This window comes from Flavobacterium fontis, assembly GCF_900129405.1.
Taxonomy (GTDB): domain Bacteria; phylum Bacteroidota; class Bacteroidia; order Flavobacteriales; family Flavobacteriaceae; genus Flavobacterium; species Flavobacterium fontis.
In genome coordinates, this window is the sequence record NZ_FQVQ01000001.1 from 244,738 (window position 1) to 263,497 (window position 18,760).

Here is an 18,760-nt window from a genome sequence, read left to right on the forward strand (position 1 = left end):
AATTAATACTTGATTACAATACAGTTTCCTCTGCTAGCGTATTCTGATGTAGAATAGCATCTTCTTCCGACATATACATGTATTGAAAATCACGAGAAATAATTTCTCCAGTTTCTTCAATAGTAAATTCATAAGGCTCAACTTGAACCTTTAACACTTTGCCAGGGATTTCAGACCCAATTAATGATTGACAAGTCTTTTCATCAAATGTGCAATTGAGTCTTGCAGTCCGGGTAGTCAGGTAAGTCCGACCACTAATTTTACTTCTTACTGCTTCAATTCCTCCTTCAACAATAAGTACACAGAAATCAACACCAAGTTCATTTTGATGTACTTTGTAATCTTTGATTTTAACCATAGTTCTAAAAATTAAATGATACAAAAAACCCTGTAAAAGAATTACAGGGCGGGGTATATCCCCATTACTTAAAGAGGGTGGGGGTTGAGTTTAGATTACAGTGCATTCACCTCAATAGATAAGCTTTAAAAAAAATAGAAAAATTTTTTTTACGAGAATATTATTGTGAATGATATAAGTATTGCAATTGTGATTACACTTCCTAAACAACCTGAATTTGATTTAGTATAGCCTAATTTGAATGCAGAATACTCTTCTTTCATAAAATGCTCTCTTGCTGTTATACCAATTAGCTCATACCATTGGTTAAAATTTAGTTTTTCATCAAAATGATAACTTTCAGTTCTACAAATTGTTTTTATGCCATTCATAGTGACAATTCGAAACCCATATCGATTAGAGTTGGTTCTATAAAGTTCATAATAATCATAACCTAATTTGCTACTAGCAAGTGGTACCATGTAGGAGCAAAGAGAATTTCCGTCCTTACCTAAACTTCCACCATAACCATCCGTAAATACACTAACTGCTTTTAAATAATTTATTTGTTCTGTACTAATCATTTTCTGTGGAATTAAAGTGTTTATTGCTTATGAATTCAATCACTTCATAGAACTTTTTGAATGTACCCATGTTTAATGAAATTCCCGTGTGATCATAGCTTCTTAGAGTAAATGTATTGAAGCCTACATTTTCATAAAGTACATAATGGAAGCAAAGTTTCATTTCAATATTTAATTGGAATATCCCAGCTACTCTTAAAAATGATTTTGCTTCATTTTCATAACTTATTTTTGAATAACTTAAAGAGTTGGTCGCATCAAATCCAATAAAATGAGGTTGAAGGGTTATTTTTCCAACAATTGTTCTAAAAGTATTATTTTCAATTTCAATGGGTTCACTTTGATATTTAATCTTTAGAAAATCTAAAATGAATAAATTGGTAATATTTGTTTTTGTATTGAATTTTACACGAACCATTTCAAAAGCAAATTTTGACTGATTCATTTCATCCTCTAAAATTTTAGGGAGAACTTTTGTTCCCACTTCTACCATAGCAGTATCCAAATCATCCAATTCTATTTTATCTTTTGATTTATTTTTTGTTTTATCCTTTTTCTTTTTTTTGACTTTCTTATGGAAAGGTTTAGAATTCAATTCTTCACTATCTTCCTTAATCTGGTTTTTTTTCTTGAATATTTTATCGATAGGACCAAATAATAAAATCAGTCCAACAATTAGCCAAAAGGTGTAGATGGCTTTCATTTCGCTATCCCCTGCTTCACCATCAATGAAAATGAGGACGCATCCAAAGACGGTTATACCACCGAAGAATCTTAAAAAACTTATCATATATTTTAGAATTATAGTTATTATTTTTTATGGCTCAGAATTTAAATTGAAAATCCAAAGGTATAAAATTCGACATATAAGTCGAGTTGATATTTACTTATTGAAATTCCCGTTTATTTTCTTTGCTTTATGCAGCAGAGAATAAATAACATAGAATCTGAAGTGATTGAAAGACTCTACAGGTTATTTATTCTCAGGTATCAAGGGAATAATTCAAAATTAGCCAAAGCATCAGATTGTTCAGAAACTACCATTAGAAGAGTATTTAGTGGCAAGCAAGGTGTGACCTTAAATTTGTTTTTGAGAATTTGTAATGCACTTGAAGTAACTCCTATCGAAGTGTTGAATGAGTCTTACCATTAGAGTTTTTTAGACAACTCATTTATCACAGAACTTATCTTTTTATCTGCTACTTCTGCATAATATTCTTGTGTAATACTTATTTTAGAATGGCCGAGCAATTTGGAAACTACCTCTATAGAAACATCGTTGTACAATAGTATTGTTGACGCAAATGTTTTGCGAGCTACGTGATGCGTAAGGTTTTTGTTAATTCCAATAATAAAAGCAATTTCTTTTAAGTAAGAATTGAACTTTTGATTCGAAATAAGATTAAAAACAAGTTCAGAGTTTTCATTCTGGTATTTTTCCATTATTTCAATTGCTTTAGGAAGCATAGGAATGGATAAGTTTCCTTGGGTTTTTTCTCTTTTAATTTTTATCCATAGGTTATTGTCAAAACTTACAGAAATATTTTCTTTTTTTAAGTTAGCCATTTCATTGTAAGGAAGTCCGGTGTAACAACAGAATATGAATAAATCTCGAATCTTTTCAAGACGCTCTTGATGGAATATGTGACTTTCTATTTTATTAAGCTCCTCATGTGAAAGATACACTATAGTTTTGTTTACTCTTTTTGCTTTGTGTCCTTGAAACATTAGAGAGTCAATGAATTTTTCATCATATGCTAATTTAAATATGCCTTTAAGACGTTGAATTACTTTGTTAATAGTAACTTGTGATTGTCTTTTTTCAGTCTTTAAAAAGTACTCAAAATCATCCAAAAAGAACTTGTCAACTTTGTTAAGTTCAATGTCTTTTTTTTGAAACTTCCATTCAATAAAACTTTTGACATCATTTAAAACATAATTAAACTTTTTCCAAGTTGAATCTTTGATTTCGATGTCTATTAACTTTTTTTTCTTTTCTAAATAGGATTCAAAATACGAGATTAATCCTTTTTCTTTTTTTGGAGTTTCTCCTTTGAAAATTAAGATGACATCTTCCAACGTAAATGACTTTTCTTGTACTTTAAGCAATAAAAAAGCCTGATTCAATTTGTTTTTGATCAGGCTTAATTCACTATTAATGAAATCATTTTCTTGATTGGGAGGATGTACATTTTGATTCTTGCGATTCCATGATTCTGGAATAATAAAAATTCCTGTGGAAAATTCTATTTTTTCATCATTATATCGTAATCGACATTTAATGACACATTTCCCATTTTTGTTCAATCTATAGAACATGGGAATGAAATTGATTTTTATTGGCTTGTAGTTCATAGATTTTGATTTAAATGAAAAAACCACCTTCGGGTGGTTTTGTATTGCAGTTATGACTTAATTATCTACTACCACCCGAAAGGATTGACTTCGTCGAATTTCATTTCGCGCGGGAGCTGGGCTCACCAAAAAGAAGTTCAAGGATTTTTTTAACAACAATATTGCAGCTCTATAAAGCAAAAGCCCGGACTTGCCGGGCTTCTGTTTTATTCAAATTGTAGTTCGTTAAAATGCTTCAAACATAATCGAAGCTCTTTTGCCTCTTTCAATAATTTCCGCTCTATTTCATTCTTTGGATTGTACTTGGCAAAATATTCAGCGTTCAAATTGATTTCCTCCTTACTTGCTTTTGCTATTACCAGCCGATTAAGCTGCTTTAAATGCAGCGATTTTGTTTTATCGTCATAGTCCGGCAATTTTCCATTCTGCAACACAAAAACAATGACCTCCAAATGGTCTTCTATGTTTTCGTAAGAAACAGAAACAACCCTATCTCTATCCTTAAATTCAACATCGTAAAAAGCATTTCCGTTAATAGTTTCATTTACTTTACTAAAACCAAATTCGGTTTCAAGAAAAGAGTAAAACAACTTTACGGCTTCTGTATATTCCTTTCGTTCTATCATGGTTTTATAACTTGAAATACGTTAGGATGAAGCTTTAAATAATTTCTCATCATATTTTGCTCCATCTGATAGAAGATACTCGGATTGGCTCTCGTAGCATCAAGTCCAATATCTAAAATTGGCCTACCACTTCTCATTTGCTGCAAAATCCATTGTCGGTTATAAGTCATCATTTGACTTGTAACTTGGTAAGCAGTGCCCGTAAATTTTGGCATATCATTTAAAATCACCGACCCCTCACGTTTAGCAGCTTCCATGCTAACACGCTTCATTCCTTCTCCAATAATTGTCTGTCCCCCCTTAGCGGCAACACTCACCACACCTGCAAAAACTTCATGATCCAGTCGTACCACTTTAGCTGAAAGAAATTGACTTAGCCCATCAGTAAGATCGGCTTTTTCCCAAAATGAATTTTCAATTCCATCATAAGTATAGACTTCTGAAATGCCACTATGATGATCTTGACCAAAAATGATTGGATTTGCCGAAACAGGTATGATGCTAACCTGAAAAAATGTTAATAGAATGATTAATATTCTCGCGATCAATTTGATCATTTCAAAGCTCATAATGACTATAAATTGTTTTACTCATATCTTCAAAGAAGTAAATTCGATTCCCTTCTATTTTATCAAGAAAAATCAAATCTTTTATTTTACTCAAATATTCCACTTCAAGTGTATTTGCATTTATCCTTGCCAACTTGAACCCCGTTCCTAAAAACTTTTTGACATGAGCTGGTACGTATACAAATTCATCTTTGCAAATAGCCGGGCCTCCATAACGACCTTCTACTATTTTTCCATTAATTGACAGACTTCCAACTTCTGGACCTCCTTGGGAAATTTCTATTAAATCGGAATATGCTATGTCAACATCTCCGATCTTCTTTTTTATAACAAATTGGATTGGATCTTCGAACCTACTCATCATCGGATTAGTTTAGAGGATTGATTAATTACACTTCTAGACGGAACAATAAATTGGAATGAACCACCAGGGTATCTCCATCCTTGTGGACCTATGATTCCGAACTTAATTGGTGTGCCTTTAGGAATTACACCGGTCGTATACTGAGTTAGGGGATTCCATGCTGGTTTTATAGCTCCAAATGTTCTGTTAGCAAACTGACTAGTCCCTATCCTTGCTCCCCAAAAATCAGGTTTTCCAAGGCTCATATTGCCGAATCTTTGCACTGGGATGTTGAAAGGTGTATTTACTGTAAACCCTCTAAATAAGAATCCATCAGCTGTGGTTACCCCCTTAGCTGCACCCCATCCTGTTAAAGACTCCCAAAACGCACCAATTCCTTTAAACAAAGCAGAACCAATAAATAGATTTGCAATGGTGTTATCGTCACTAATCGCTCCATTAACTAATGGATATGTTTTTGAATAATCTCCAGGATTAGAAGTATAGAACTTAGTACCCCCTAGTGTTTGGTAACCGAAAGATGTAGATTTAGATAAATCATCAAAATAAACTTTATGGTATCGAAAAAAATTACCATCAGAATCTGTTATTGTACCGTCACTATTTAGATTATAACAGTATCCATGAGTCTCATTGCTAACTGTAATGCTTATAGCAATTGATACAAATCCTTCAACTTCGCTTGTCACAATATCATAAATATTTTCAACATATGTATGACTTGTTACTCCATCAATTTTTCTTGTTAACCAACCTCCAACACTTCTAGGTTCACTGTTATTAGCGTTTGAAAATCCAATATTTACATTTCCTCTATCCGAAGAGGGTATGTAATTACCATACTCATCAAAGCGTTTACCCCAATGGGATTCAAATTCAGCATTTAAACTTTGACTATCCCCCCCACTCGGATCAGCCCAATAAACAGGGTTGTTGTCAAAGGCATTGTAAGGTGACAAACTTAAATGATCAACGGGGTCAATTACTGTCCAACGGGCTAGAGCTGGGTCGTATTGACGCAAATCCATCATGTAACTATTCAATCCCAATTCATCCTGGTACTCTTGTCCGTTAAAACGATACTTGTACGGCGTTGCCTTTGGTTTAATACTTACTCCTGTGCCCAAAGCATCAAAATACTCTTGGTCAAGATTGTAATTATTATGTTTTAAACCATAAGGATAGTAATGGTTTTCTTCAAGAATTGTCAAGGAACTTGTTTGTGCATTCCAAGCATAACTCAAACGGTTGTTCCCCAGATGGTCTTGATAATTAAAAACGTAATTGTAAACATTGGCATTATTGACCACAGTGTTACTTACATAGCCCTCAGCATGAGGGAAAAATTGCAACACTATGGCTCCTGCACTGCCTGTTTTTAAATACTGAAAACCATCCAAATAGTCGGTAGTAGTAACACTAGTTCCATTGGTGACCACCTTTTGTTGTTTAATGCCCGAAGCATCGTAAAGATACGTAATTTTTCGGTTGGTTCCTGTAAAGGTTATTTCAACGGGTAAATTTAAGTGGTTATACTTAATCAATGTGATGCCTTTATTCTCATCTTTTGTTTGATTACCATAACTATCATAACTAAAATCATCACTGGTATCATTAGTTCCATTACTATCATCTTTAAACCCACTCGATAAATTCGTAATATCGGTTACTTTCATTAATTTGTTTGAAATTCCATTGTCTTTGTAGATGTAGTTGAGCTGGTCTATTTTTATCACATTGATATCGTCATCCATTTCTCCATTACGCTCTAGACTCAAAATATTACCATTCTTGTCATAAGTTATCTTTTCATTATAACTATTTCTGATTTCGGGAGTAGTTCCTGGTCGTTGGTAAATAGCTTCATTCAAACGATTGATTGCATCATACTGATAACCATATTTTCGTATAGCGCCATCACCATCGGTTCTCCAGTAGACTTCAGAGATATTACCATTGAACAAAGGGGTTACTTTACCATTCACATTGTTTTCAACAGTATCGTAATTCAATTTAAAGGCAAACAAATCCCTTGGGTCGGTTCCCTTCGATAAATTAGTAATGTCATTAATTTGGGTTAACCAACCACGAATATTGTATTGATAATCGACAACCTGTAGGCCATTATTCATATCGGTACCCCCAACGCGCTTGGTCTTTACTTCACCAAGTTCATCATATTCATACTTCACCAACAATTGCGTTGGTTCATTATTGATTTTGTGCTTGTGGCGAAGTAAACGACTCTGTGGGGTATAATCAAAATCCTCACGAACAAGAATTTCGGCACTTGTGCTTAATCGTTTATGCTTCGTTTCAGAAAAAACAACTTTACCCGTAAAATCCAACTTTTGATCAACTTGGGTATACCCCCCTAAATGATTGGTTTTATAGTTACGCACCACACGACTATAACGGTCATACAACAAATAGGAAGTCAAATTTTTAACAGGAGCAGTAGTTGTAAGTTCATTCACCCTAGACCAAACTCCCGTGACCATTCCCTTAGGTTTAATCGTCGAATTGTTAAAATATACCGCTTGTGAGTTATCATTCAATACGGTTGTAAATGTTGTTGGCGCCCCAGGAAAACTATAATCATCATAATAATTGATAGTTAAAAGTTTAAAATTACTGGTTGGACTTACTACATTGGTATACCGAGCGGTAACATTATCAATTGTGGTGTTGGATGTGGTTTTACTTTCATTAATAACGGTTGCGCTATTTTGTGTGCTTTGGAGCGAAAAACGCGAATTACTATCCACGGTAGCTGCTGACCAAGCGGTATAAACAACACGATTCAATACATCATACTTTGAAACCATCCACCCATTGGAAGAACTATTATCACTAAAAGGAGATAAATGGGGTCCAGTTGCAACAACGCGATCAATTTTATCGTAAACAATATACTCCCAATGTTTACCGGGTAATTTCTTTTCAATGAGTCGGTTTCTGTAATCATATTTATACTGATAAGCAAGTTCTTGAAGCACCGAACCGCCTATTGTTCCCTCTGCCAATGGAGGAAGTACATAAGTCAAATTACCGTAATCATCATATACATAATAAGTGTCTAACGTGGTAACTGTAGGATTGGTGGGTGAGGTTTGATTAAACGATCGTTTTAAAATCAATCTACCTTCAAAGTCCTTGAACTCTATAATTGTATTTAAATTCCCAGAGGTCCAATGCTCGTTTTTAGTTACTGTCTTAAATAATGAGTTTTCAGGATAAAACTGAGTTCCTGTTTGACCAAATTGTGTATCAAAACTATGCGTTGAAGAACTAAAAAGGGTAGCTGTGAATCGTTTTACTTGATCATTGGCATTGTTTAGAAGTTGCTCCTTTTTAATTTCTTTACCGCTTCCCATGGCCCAAGTTGTTCCGGGTGCGGACTCTTTTATAAGCGTTCCTAGTGGAGATTCCTCAAGCAATTGCTCACTAAAGGCTACTTGTCCTACGTATTTACTAAATAGAGCTTGTTCAGAAATGGCATTGGGATTATAATTCAAGCTATTCCCTGAAGTGGCATAAGGTAGATAGGTTTTGGGATGGATTTTTGTTTCGTCATCATAAGCAATTGGTGTTACGATATCTTTTCCAGTCGCCGATTGGCGGTAATCAATTTTCTGTAACGTTCGACCTAATCCATCAAAAAATGATTTAGAAACAACCACATTATCCGATGTAACAGGAAGTGATGTTGTACTAGCAACTTTATAGGCTTTAGATAAAACTGCGTTTATAGCATTACCTTGATTTATTTCATAAGTGTTTTCGGCAATCAAATTATTATCCTTGTCGCGCGTTTCTATTAAACGATTAAATGTATCATATACAAAGGTAATTTTATCATTCTTTGGATCAGTCACAGTCAACATTCCTACCATCGGTTTGTAGGTATATGTAGTCACAAAGGCATTAACAAAGGTTGGATTCGTTCGCAAGTTATTTATGGCGGTTAAATTAGCCTCAGTAAGTGAATGCACATTGGAAACTCCAAGCGCACTAGCTACTTGTGCATTTGTTGCATTTACAATTTTTGCTATGGGTGAGGTTTTCTGATACCCCCAAAGATAAGTAGTCGTCATACCATTTTCCATTACGATTTCAGTAGGATTACTGAATTCATCATAGGCTGTAATTCGGTGACGATTTTCTAGGGCTAGAGTTGATTTTGAGGTTTGTAGAATATGGGGTAAAAAAGAAACATTTGCCGCACCCCAATTGTTAGAGTAAAGCAACTGGCTGGTTGAAAGTAAAGTGTTATTTCGGTACGATTCTACTTTTTCAATTTCGCTAATTCTATTTTGTGATAGGGAAGAATTCCCTGTGTGATAATAATATTTTGTTTTTAATGTAGCACTAGTGGAATCGGTAAGGTTCTGAATTACTTTTTCACTTACTTCACGATTTGTTTGATTGTAAGATGTTGTTTCTAATAATTCAATGAAGCGTTGAGTTCCATTTGACTCGTAAAAATAATTCTTTGTTGATGAAGCGGTTAAGGCTGGCCATACATTTGTAGTTTTACCTGAACCTAGTGGATAGTCTGTGTAATCACATTCATTCGAAACATCAAAGCCCCAAATGGTATTAAATAGCTGGTTACTCACTTGATAAAAAGTAAAGCTATTATTCACTTGACTTAAAATCCTATTGTTTTTATCATATGTTTTTGATGTTAAAAGCAGGCCATCTTTATAGCCCAAAATATTATTCCATGTCTGGGTAGTTTGATTATACTCCGCAGGATTTGGAAAGGCATATTCAACAACAACCTTGCCCAAATATGGGGTTTCAAATTCTGTAACCTCTCTATAGCCAACAGTCATTTGTCCACTAGTTGTGTAGGATTTAAAACCACTAGATTTATTGGGGGTAGTTGAAAACTGATAATTAAAATTCTTAACCGAAACAGGAGTTACAGTTGAGTACTGATTCAAATTATCAAAATAGTCTACGGATTGTTGCTCTTTAAAACTGGCGATTTTTCTTACCCTTACTCCACCGCCATACAACCACTGATTTATCTGAGGTTTCAACTGTTTTCGATAAATGTTTATGGTTCCATTAGCAGTGCCAGTGGTGGTTGAATACTCAATCCTATACGTTCCGGGCATTAACTTGACTAACTTGCCAAGACAAGATATTGTTAACGTGCTTTCAATATAAAAATTATTGAAATCAGCAATTACAAAATTATTCAAGTCAGGATTAGCATGTTTTAACTTGTAAGAAATGCCAGCGTTTGGAGGGTTATTCCCCGGGGGGGTTAATCCTGGGGGATAGGTTATAGGGTCACTAGTAAAACTAAAAAAGTATTCATCATAAGCAGTTACCGTAAATATAAAACTATTGGCACTTGTTGTAGCATTAAAGGAAGCGGACGCAAAAAGTGTATGGTTAATATTATCGACTTCATTTTTTTTATAGCATTCTGGTGTAACTTCAGAATTTGGATTTATATTTTGTAAACTAAATGTATTGGATTCAAAATTAAAAATTGAACAGCCTCCAGTTGGATAGGTTATCTTTTTCAACACATCATGTGTTACATAATTTGGGGTTACAGCTTCTTTTTCCCAATATGTAGCACCATTATAAACATCACAATTAAGGTGCATATTTAGAAAACCAAAAACATCCGTTCCAAAAACATAATCATTTATTGATAGGTTAGCTGGTATTTTGTTTTCGTATTCGAAACTATGATTTTGAGATTGGTTATCACTACTAAACTGCCTCACAACGGCGAGCATTCTTCTTTTTTTAAATATATTATCTGGCGTTTGGTGGCTAGGTATGATTGAAAATCCATACTCCATATTAAACCTAGAAATAAACTCGTTATTGTAGTTTTTAATCTCAACTTGATTCAATTGAAGTACGTCATTGTGCTTATACAAACTTGGAATAAGTTGATAACTAAATGTGGCAGAGCCTAACCCTGGTACTGTTACCTGATTAATTTTCTTAATACTATTATCATATTCGGTAGACAAATTAATATTAGTATTATAACTATTGTATGTGAATAAAGCTAAATCTTTACCGTTATTATCTGTAATCTTAGTTAAGTGATGTGAACTTCTATAGGAAATTGGTTGTGAATTTGTAGGATTCCCTGGAGAGGGATATGCCCTAGCAACATCAAACTTTTCAACAAACTCATCATAGATAGTGAAAAAATATTGATATCCTTTATCATCTGTAATTTTAAAGCTATCAACATCATAGCTCTGAGGATTAACGTTAGCCTCTACAATTACATTGGCATTGCTATTCATCATTTGTACTGTAAACCCACTATCATTAGTATTGGGTACAATTAAAAAATTACCCATTAAACCATTTACATTGAAATAGTAGACATCGTTAAATTGAGATCTAGGGTCAACATAAACTTGAGTGAGTATTGTTTTATACATTTCATCAGGTTGAAACACAATTGTTCTTGTTACAATACCTCCACAAAACAATGACCATCCAAGACCTACATCACTAGCTTTATCCAATAAATTAATATTCTGAGCATGATAGCTCAATCCAATCGGAATAGATAAATCTTTAGAACGAGTTGAAAAAGAGTAAATAGGTACAGAAACATTGGGTGTCCCAGTAAATTTATCAACTTTGATATCACCATACGTTATAAATGAGGCAGCACTTGGTGTTGAGCGAGTAAAATCTTTTGGTAAATCAATCTGTGCGTTTACAAAAGAAATAGAGAATATAAGGAGAGAAAGTATTTTTTTCATGGTATTAGTTGGCTTTGATTATTTTTACTCCGTTTGATTGTACATTAGTTTTAATATTTACAACATAAATTCCTTCAGGCAAACCACTTAAATCAATAGGTACTGTTCTTGATTGAATTTCAAATTGTTGAAGTTGTCGCCCAGTTAAATCAGCTACAGTGGCCGTTCCACGTTCAAATTCATACCCAACAATAATTGTAGTAAACTGTTTTGTTGGGTTAGGATAAGCCTCAATTTCAAGCGTAGGATTATCAGGCTTTTTGTTATCTTTTAGTTTAACTATCCAAAAATCATCTTGACCGATTCCGGTACTTTTATCTCCTGAAATTGATGAATTTGAATTTCCAGCCATAAGATACCCTCCATCACGTGTTTCAATAACTTTCTTCAAAATATCTTTCCCATCTCCATGCACAATTTTTGACCAAATAACATCGCCTTCAACATTGATTTTAAAGGCAAGAAAATCATCTTCCAATGGGGGTTTCTTATTTTTTCGAGTAGCTTGCTTTGATTTTGAAGCAAAATGGGAAGTGCCAATCACATAAGCTCCTATTAAAAACGTACCGTCTTGGTTTTCCACAATGGAAGTAAGAGTTTCATTTTCAGCATAATTATAGGTCTCTTGCCAAATTATCTCACCTTCAAAACTGAGTTTAAGCAACCATAAATCCGTTCCTTCTTTATTGCTCTTAATTTTATCATGACCAGTATTTGAATTTGAATGCGCTCCAATAAAAAGTTCATTTTTAGAAGTAACAATTAACGTTTGTATAACATCAGAACCTTCTGAACCGATAGCTTTCTGCCATTTTTCAACACCATCTTTATCTAAACTGATTAGCCAAATATCGTCCATTCCCCTGGCTCCGATAGTTTTTGTGCCATCATCATTAGAATTAGAAATACCTGCAAGTATGATATCTTCACCATGTAGAACCATACTTTTCAATTCATCTGCATAACTTCCACCGAAAGTTTTTTGCCACTCCATCTTTCCCTCAGAATTTACTTTTATTACCCAATAATCTAAGTTTCCATAGGATGGCTCCGTTTTGTAGATGTATTTTACTTTTTTATCCTTTTCCTCCGTAGGTATATCTATTACTGTCCCCTTTCCAGAGGTTCCAGCAATAACGTAACCGCCATCTCTAGTCTGCAATACTTTGGCATTTTTCTCTTGTCCAAACCCTCCAAGGGCAAGTTGCCATTCTTCAGCTCCATTTGGTGATAATTTGATAATCCAAAAATCATCTTTACCAATATTCAAGGAGTGCTTACTTTCTGATTTACTTGAATTTGAGGTGCCGGCAAGTAAAAAACCTCCTTCACGGGTGAGTAACACCGAGTTTAGCACTTCATTTTCTGAACCACCAAATGTTTTTTGCCACTCAGGTTCGCCTTTATCATTCATTTTCCAAATGAAATAATCATAATTTCCCAAATGATTAGCAGTCTTATTCCCTGACTTTACAGAAGCAGAAAATCCTGCCACTAAAAAACCATTATCAGGACAAGGCACAATATCAGATAACACCTCCGATTGTTTCCCTCCTAAACTTTTTTCCCATAAAATTTTTTGTGAATGTGCAGTCAACGAAAAGATATACTCAATGACTAAAAGTAAAAATAAAGCTACAATGCGCATAAAATATAGTTGTTAAGATATTACATATTACTTTAGGCGGATACCAATTACATCAACAACTACATCTATCCAGCGGCTAAGGTATACTTCTGCTTTAACTACTAGGTAAGCAAAAAGTGTACATTTTGTTAAATTTTCAATATTAAAACTTTGTTTAAAAGTCCATGTACTAATAATTGCTCTGAATTGTTAAAAACAAGTATTTTTTTCCAAAAATAAGTTTTGATTTTTTTTTGAACTAATTTTTTGAAAAGGAAAAAACCCATTTTTTAAGGGGAAAAATACCAATATGTTGCAGGAAAAATATTTTTTTGATAGGTGAAAAAATCCGTAAATAATTTTTTTGCAAAATGCGCACCAAAAAATAAAACATGCGCACCATTTTGTAGCCAGAAAAGTCTACACTTTTTCTGATTATAATAGCATTTAGGAATAATATAAATATTAAGATAGGTAATAATATAAAAAAAGCCACTCTTTCGAATGGCTTCTCTAAAGTTGCTCCCCCTCTTGGGCTCGAACCAAGGACCCTCTGATTAACAGTCAGATGCTCTAACCAACTGAGCTAAGGAGGAAGATGTTATATCTTTTAAGCGGTTGCAAAGATAAAACGGAATTTTACAAATGCAAACATTTTAGGCAAAAATTTTCAAAAAAATACTATTTGAAAATCGCCTTATATAGGTCGTTTCCATTGGCAAAAACCAACAACGCAATAAGAATCACAAAACCAACCATTTGGGCTCGTTCCAAGAATTTATCGCTAGGTTTACGACCCGAAATCATTTCATACAATAAAAACATCACATGACCACCGTCAAGGGCTGGAATAGGCAACAAATTCATAACGCCCAACATGATTGATAAAAACGCCGTGATTCCCCAAAACACTTGCCAGCTCCAAGCAGACGGAAACACGTTGAAAATAGCACCAAAACCACCCACGGCTTTGTATGCGCCGGTGTCGGGATTGAAAATAGCTTTCAACTGTTTGCCATAACTCGTCAGTTGGTCAATCCCCATTTGAATTCCAATAGGAATCGATTCCCAAAGACTGAATTCCTCCGATTTAACGCTGTACAATCCTAGTTTTTCTAAATTATCAAGCGGCAACATGGGAGCATAAGCTACGCCTAATTTCCCCTCTTTGTTCACGTTCAATTGAACAGGCACTTCTTTTCCGTCGCGTTCAACAACCGCAGCTACGGTTTTTCCTTTCAGGGTAGTTAACTGCGCAAACAACTCGTCTGCGTAGGTTATAGGTTGTCCATTAAACCCTTTTAAAATATCTTTTTTCTTGAGCTGTTTTGCATTGTGTGAACCGGCAGGAATATCCGAAACTATAAACGGAATCCGAAGGGTTATCAATGCCTTACGGTCTGTTTTTAGAAGTTGATCAATAAAATTAACAGGAAGTTTGATTACCGTGTCTTGCCCTTTTCGATTCACTTCCACTTCTTTGGCTAATGCCAATTGTGGTTGTATGTCGTTGAAACGCTCGATCTTGGTTTGGTCAATGCGCACAATTTTGTCTCCATTTTGAAGTCCCGCTTTTTCCAATACCGGATTGATCACCCAAACGCCATCTTTCACATCACTGTTGGCAATGTATTGCTGGCCATAATAAAAGGTCATACCAATGTAAATGAGGAAAGCAAGAATAAAATTGACCAATACTCCTCCCAGCATGATGATTAAACGTTGCCAAGCGGGTTTCGATCGGAATTCCCACGGTTGGGGTTCGCCTTGCATCTGCTCTGTGTCCATCGACTCGTCAATCATCCCCGCGATTTTCACATAGCCTCCCAACGGAAGCCATCCGATACCATAGACCGTTTCGCCTACTTTCTTTTTGAAAAGGGAAAATTTAACGTCAAAAAACAAATAGAATTTTTCTACTCGTGTTTTAAACAACTTAGCCGGTATAAAGTGGCCAAGTTCGTGAAGGACAATCAATATTGAGAGACTCAGTAAAAACTGACTCAGTTTAATTACAAATTCCATGGATGCGTTACCTAAAAATTCAATGCGCCACAAAAATAGCACATTTTGATTCGGAGAATGTCCCTTTAAAAATTAATTCCCGTTTTTTATCATTTTTTTATGAAAAACGCCTTCCGAAGTGCGAATACGAACGGTATAGCTTCCCGTGGCCAATCCAGAAATATTCATATCAACCGATGCGTAAGTCGCCACTTTTTGTCCCAAAGGATTGTACACGTCAATGGCGATTAGGGTTTGGGTATTGGGCATTTGAAGGTGAACCAATTCTTTGGCTGGATTAGGATACAACGCCAAAACCGTATCGGGCGTAAAGCTGTCGTTCCCTAATTGAGCCGTGTTATTGCGTGAAATGATTTCCCGTTTGGGATCGAATTGAACTCCTGTTACCAAAAAAGGTACCGGTACTATAAATTCTTCTCCGTCAAAGGTGTGTTCCAAAACTACGTCATGCGTTTGTCCCCCAGCACCTGTTAAACGCACCATCACGGGCATTTCAAAAAAGGAAACACTAGAATGCGATTGCGACTGGTTGAGGGTAATTTTAGCCTGACCGCCACCCCAATTTTGCGCAATAACGCTGTAGGTTGGATACCCTTGATTGTACACCCAATCGTTGAAAAATTCGGTCAAATCACTACCATGAACGGCTTCCAAATGGCTTTTGAATTGCGCTGTTACGGCATAATTAAAGGCCAATGCTGGGTCGGCCAAATAGTTGCGCAACGCCTGAAAATAATTGGTATCTCCCATTCGCCAACGCAACATGTGCAACACCATTGCGGCTTTGTTGTAACTCAATCGACTGCTGAAAATACGACTCGAGTTGGTCGCTTCACTATCAGTAAGGTAAACAGCTCCTCCCGTTTGCGAGGTGATGTTGTTGATTAATTGTGTTTTGTTGGCAATAAAAGCAGTTTCACCATCAAATTGTTCGATGACCAAGGATGACAAATACGTGGCAAATCCTTCATTCAACCAAATGTCTTTCCACGACCCACAGGTTACTTTGTTGCCAAACCATTGGTGCGCCAACTCGTGTGCAATAAGTCCACGACTGAAATTATTCATAAAGGACATTGTTGTATGTTCCATTCCACCACCCCAACCAAATTGAGCATGGCCGTATTGCTCATTTCGATACGGATAAGGTTCAAACAACGTTTCAAAGTAGTCCATGATGCTTAAGGTTTCTTCCATTTGGGCTTGAACCGTAGCATTGAAACTTTCGGGATAAACATAGTTAATCACCGGAAACGTGTTGGGTGCCGTACCCGCAGTTTGGGTGTAAACGGTGTAATTGGTAACGGCAAAACAAATCAAATAGGCAGGAATGGGGTACCCGTGATGAAAATGGGTCGTTTTGCTGCTTCCATTGACAGTTTCCGATTGTTTCACGCCATTGGCCACAGAAACATATTGCGAAGGGGCTGTGATAAAAATATCAACACTGTTGATTTTGTCATTTAAATCTTGTTTACAAGGCCACCAATCGCGCGCACCAAAGGGTTGCGATAACGTCCACATTACGGGAACTCCCGCATGCGTACTCGCTTCAAAAGAATCAAAACCACTCACCGGTGGGGTGCCTGCATAGGTAATTTCAACGGTTGCACTCGTCCCAGCGATCACTTGAGCGGGTAAGGTAATGACCAACTCCTCATTGGCATTTTGTGTGAAAGCCAAATTCTGCGCATTCATTTTTACCGAGGATACCGTCAATTCATTCATTAAATCGAAGGTAACGGTCGTCATGTTTTGCAAAGCAGTAAACGTAGTAGTTACTTTTCCATTGACATTGGCCACGGCGGGATTAACAGTGAGTTCTATTTTATGATACGTAACATCGTAATTGGTTGTGTTGGCATTAACGGTCACGGTCATCGTAGACTCCGCCGCTTTTCGTTCGGCTTGGCTTATCGATTCAAGTTCGTCAGCATTTTGTTGTGCATGACCCAAAAGTGCCATTCCTAACAAGGAGAGAAGGTAGATTTTATTCATGGGAATTGTTGAAATTTTTGCGAATGTAAAAAAAATTACGGCATTTTGTTGATAATCAATTGCTAAATTGTGTTTTAAGTAAAAGATTTCCAATAGGCTGTATACGGGCATTTTGCCGGAAAGGCATGAAGAAATATCGAAAGCATTTTGCTACCTTTGTCCACTGAATTTTAACACCCTACACCCATGTTACAGATTGCGGTTATTCGCGAAAATCCCGAACGAATTATTACAGCTCTACAGCGCAAACATTTTGATGCTCGAGCAATAGTGATGGAGATTGTTGAATTGGATGAAAAACGACGTAGTTCGCAAGCCGCGTTGGATAATGTATTGGCCGAATCGAATAAGCTTTCCAAGGATATTGGAATGTTGATGAAAAATGGGGAAAAAGCAAAAGCCGAACTCTTAAAGCAGAAAACTACGAATCTTCGTGACGAAAGCAAACTTTTGTCGGAACAATTGGAGGTTTTTGCCTCACAATTGACCGAAAAACTCTACCTGTTACCCAACCTTCCCGCCGCGATTGTACCCGATGGCAAAACGCCCGATGAAAATGTAAATGTATTTCAAGAAGGCGCTATTCCCGTGTTGCATGAAGGCGCCCTTCCGCATTGGGAATTGGTCAAAAAATACGATATCATCGACTTCGAGTTGGGCGTAAAAATCACCGGAGCTGGTTTCCCCGTTTACAAAGGGAAAGGGGCTCGATTGCAACGCGCCTTGATTTCCTATTTTCTGGATAAAAATACACAGGCGGGCTATCAAGAATACCAAGTGCCGCATTTGGTGAATGAGGCTTCGGGGTTTGGTACCGGACAATTGCCTGACAAGGAAGGACAAATGTACCATGTAGGGTTGGATGACCTTTATTTGATTCCCACCGCTGAAGTACCGGTAACCAACTTGTTCCGCGATGAATTGTTGAGTGAAAATGACTTGCCGATTTTATGTACTGGCTATACTCCTTGTTTCCGTCGTGAGGCAGGTTCGTATGGGGCACATGTTCGTGGCTTGAATCGTTTGCACCAATTTGATAAAGTCGAAATTGTTCGTATTGAACATCCCGAGCAGTCGTATGATGCGTTGGAAGGGATGGTTGAACATGTGAAAAATATCATGCGGGAATTGAAATTACCTTACCGAATTCTTCGCTTGTGCGGAGGCGATATGAGTTTTGCTTCGGCGCTAACCTATGATTTTGAAGTGTTTTCAACAGCGCAAGACCGTTGGTTGGAAATTTCTTCGGTGTCCAATTTCGAAACCTTCCAAGCCAATCGCTTAAAATTGCGTTTTAAAGGTAAAGATGGAAAAACACAATTGGCACACACCTTAAACGGTAGTTCATTGGCCTTACCTCGTGTCATGGCTGGAATCTTGGAAAATTATCAAACGCCCGAAGGAATTGTGATCCCAGAAGTTTTACGTCCGTACACCGGATTTGATATCATCAATTAACATACGTTAAGAAACCCTAAACAATTGTACTAAATAACCGCCTTTTGTGT

The 18,760-nt window shown here is 36.1% G+C and carries 13 protein-coding genes and 1 tRNA gene; 2 read left to right on the forward strand and 12 right to left on the reverse strand.

What is annotated here, in order from left to right:
* Positions 1-13 precede the first annotated feature (13 nt).
* The 3 genes from BUC17_RS01140 to BUC17_RS01150 form a co-directional block, all read right to left on the reverse strand.
* Complete coding sequence (locus BUC17_RS01140) at positions 14-358, reverse strand: hypothetical protein (protein ID WP_073360625.1); 345 nt, start codon at positions 356-358, stop codon at positions 14-16.
* Between the two features lie 149 nt (positions 359-507).
* A complete protein-coding gene (locus BUC17_RS01145) occupies positions 508-921 on the reverse strand; it encodes a hypothetical protein (protein ID WP_073360627.1) in 414 nt (137 codons plus the stop codon).
* Positions 914-1,711, reverse strand: a complete 798-nt coding sequence (locus tag BUC17_RS01150; protein WP_073360630.1) for a hypothetical protein — start codon at positions 1,709-1,711, stop codon at positions 914-916. The genes BUC17_RS01145 and BUC17_RS01150 overlap by 8 nt, the downstream gene beginning before the upstream one ends.
* A gap of 129 nt (positions 1,712-1,840) precedes the next feature.
* Between BUC17_RS01150 and BUC17_RS14305 the strand changes: the two genes are divergently transcribed.
* On the forward strand, positions 1,841-2,074 hold the full coding sequence (locus BUC17_RS14305) for a helix-turn-helix domain-containing protein (RefSeq protein ID WP_073360632.1): 234 nt from the start codon (positions 1,841-1,843) through the stop codon (positions 2,072-2,074).
* Here the strand turns inward: BUC17_RS14305 and BUC17_RS01160 are convergent.
* The 9 genes from BUC17_RS01160 to BUC17_RS01200 form a co-directional block, all read right to left on the reverse strand.
* On the reverse strand, positions 2,071-3,276 hold the full coding sequence (locus BUC17_RS01160) for a site-specific integrase (protein WP_073360635.1): 1,206 nt from the start codon (positions 3,274-3,276) through the stop codon (positions 2,071-2,073). The genes BUC17_RS14305 and BUC17_RS01160 overlap by 4 nt on opposite strands.
* Positions 3,277-3,482: 206 nt before the next feature.
* Positions 3,483-3,902, reverse strand: a complete 420-nt coding sequence (locus BUC17_RS01165; protein ID WP_073360638.1) for a hypothetical protein — start codon at positions 3,900-3,902, stop codon at positions 3,483-3,485.
* Positions 3,899-4,471 carry a hypothetical protein gene (locus tag BUC17_RS01170; RefSeq protein ID WP_073360641.1) on the reverse strand — a complete coding sequence of 191 codons (573 nt, stop codon included), beginning with the start codon at positions 4,469-4,471 and terminating at the stop codon, positions 3,899-3,901. The genes BUC17_RS01165 and BUC17_RS01170 overlap by 4 nt, the downstream gene beginning before the upstream one ends.
* A complete protein-coding gene (locus BUC17_RS01175) occupies positions 4,461-4,832 on the reverse strand; it encodes a hypothetical protein (protein WP_073361177.1) in 372 nt (123 codons plus the stop codon). The genes BUC17_RS01170 and BUC17_RS01175 overlap by 11 nt, the downstream gene beginning before the upstream one ends.
* On the reverse strand, positions 4,832-11,602 hold the full coding sequence (locus BUC17_RS01180) for a DUF6443 domain-containing protein (protein ID WP_083544697.1): 6,771 nt from the start codon (positions 11,600-11,602) through the stop codon (positions 4,832-4,834). Before BUC17_RS01180 ends, BUC17_RS01175 begins: the two co-directional genes overlap by 1 nt.
* Positions 11,603-11,606: 4 nt before the next feature.
* Positions 11,607-13,250 carry a T9SS type A sorting domain-containing protein gene (locus BUC17_RS01185; protein WP_073360643.1) on the reverse strand — a complete coding sequence of 548 codons (1,644 nt, stop codon included), beginning with the start codon at positions 13,248-13,250 and terminating at the stop codon, positions 11,607-11,609.
* Between the two features lie 501 nt (positions 13,251-13,751).
* A tRNA-Asn gene (locus tag BUC17_RS01190) sits at positions 13,752-13,825 on the reverse strand.
* Positions 13,826-13,910: 85 nt separating this feature from the next.
* Positions 13,911-15,254, reverse strand: a complete 1,344-nt coding sequence (gene rseP, locus BUC17_RS01195) for an RIP metalloprotease RseP (RefSeq protein WP_073360644.1) — start codon at positions 15,252-15,254, stop codon at positions 13,911-13,913.
* Between the two features lie 72 nt (positions 15,255-15,326).
* Positions 15,327-17,252, reverse strand: coding sequence for a M1 family metallopeptidase (locus BUC17_RS01200; protein WP_073361179.1), 1,926 nt, complete (start codon positions 17,250-17,252; stop codon positions 15,327-15,329).
* Positions 17,253-17,438: 186 nt separating this feature from the next.
* On the opposite strand from BUC17_RS01200, the gene serS reads away from it, so the two are divergent.
* Positions 17,439-18,710 (forward strand): serine--tRNA ligase, encoded by a 1,272-nt coding sequence (gene serS, locus BUC17_RS01205; protein ID WP_073360646.1) that lies wholly within the window; start codon positions 17,439-17,441, stop codon positions 18,708-18,710.
* Positions 18,711-18,760: the final 50 nt, after the last annotated feature.

Coding starts and splice junctions, on each gene's coding strand:
- BUC17_RS01150 (WP_073360630.1), bottom strand. CDS start 1,711: ATGATAAGTTTTTTAAGATTCTTCGGTGGTATAACCGTCTTTGGATGC.
- BUC17_RS01175 (WP_073361177.1), bottom strand. CDS start 4,832: ATGAGTAGGTTCGAAGATCCAATCCAATTTGTTATAAAAAAGAAGATC.
- BUC17_RS01170 (WP_073360641.1), bottom strand. CDS start 4,471: ATGAGCTTTGAAATGATCAAATTGATCGCGAGAATATTAATCATTCTA.
- rseP (WP_073360644.1), bottom strand. CDS start 15,254: ATGGAATTTGTAATTAAACTGAGTCAGTTTTTACTGAGTCTCTCAATA.
- BUC17_RS01145 (WP_073360627.1), bottom strand. CDS start 921: ATGATTAGTACAGAACAAATAAATTATTTAAAAGCAGTTAGTGTATTT.
- serS (WP_073360646.1), top strand. CDS start 17,439: ATGTTACAGATTGCGGTTATTCGCGAAAATCCCGAACGAATTATTACA.
- BUC17_RS01185 (WP_073360643.1), bottom strand. CDS start 13,250: ATGCGCATTGTAGCTTTATTTTTACTTTTAGTCATTGAGTATATCTTT.
- BUC17_RS01140 (WP_073360625.1), bottom strand. CDS start 358: ATGGTTAAAATCAAAGATTACAAAGTACATCAAAATGAACTTGGTGTT.
- BUC17_RS01165 (WP_073360638.1), bottom strand. CDS start 3,902: ATGATAGAACGAAAGGAATATACAGAAGCCGTAAAGTTGTTTTACTCT.
- BUC17_RS01200 (WP_073361179.1), bottom strand. CDS start 17,252: ATGAATAAAATCTACCTTCTCTCCTTGTTAGGAATGGCACTTTTGGGT.
- BUC17_RS14305 (WP_073360632.1), top strand. CDS start 1,841: ATGCAGCAGAGAATAAATAACATAGAATCTGAAGTGATTGAAAGACTC.
- BUC17_RS01160 (WP_073360635.1), bottom strand. CDS start 3,276: ATGAACTACAAGCCAATAAAAATCAATTTCATTCCCATGTTCTATAGA.
- BUC17_RS01180 (WP_083544697.1), bottom strand. CDS start 11,602: ATGAAAAAAATACTTTCTCTCCTTATATTCTCTATTTCTTTTGTAAAC.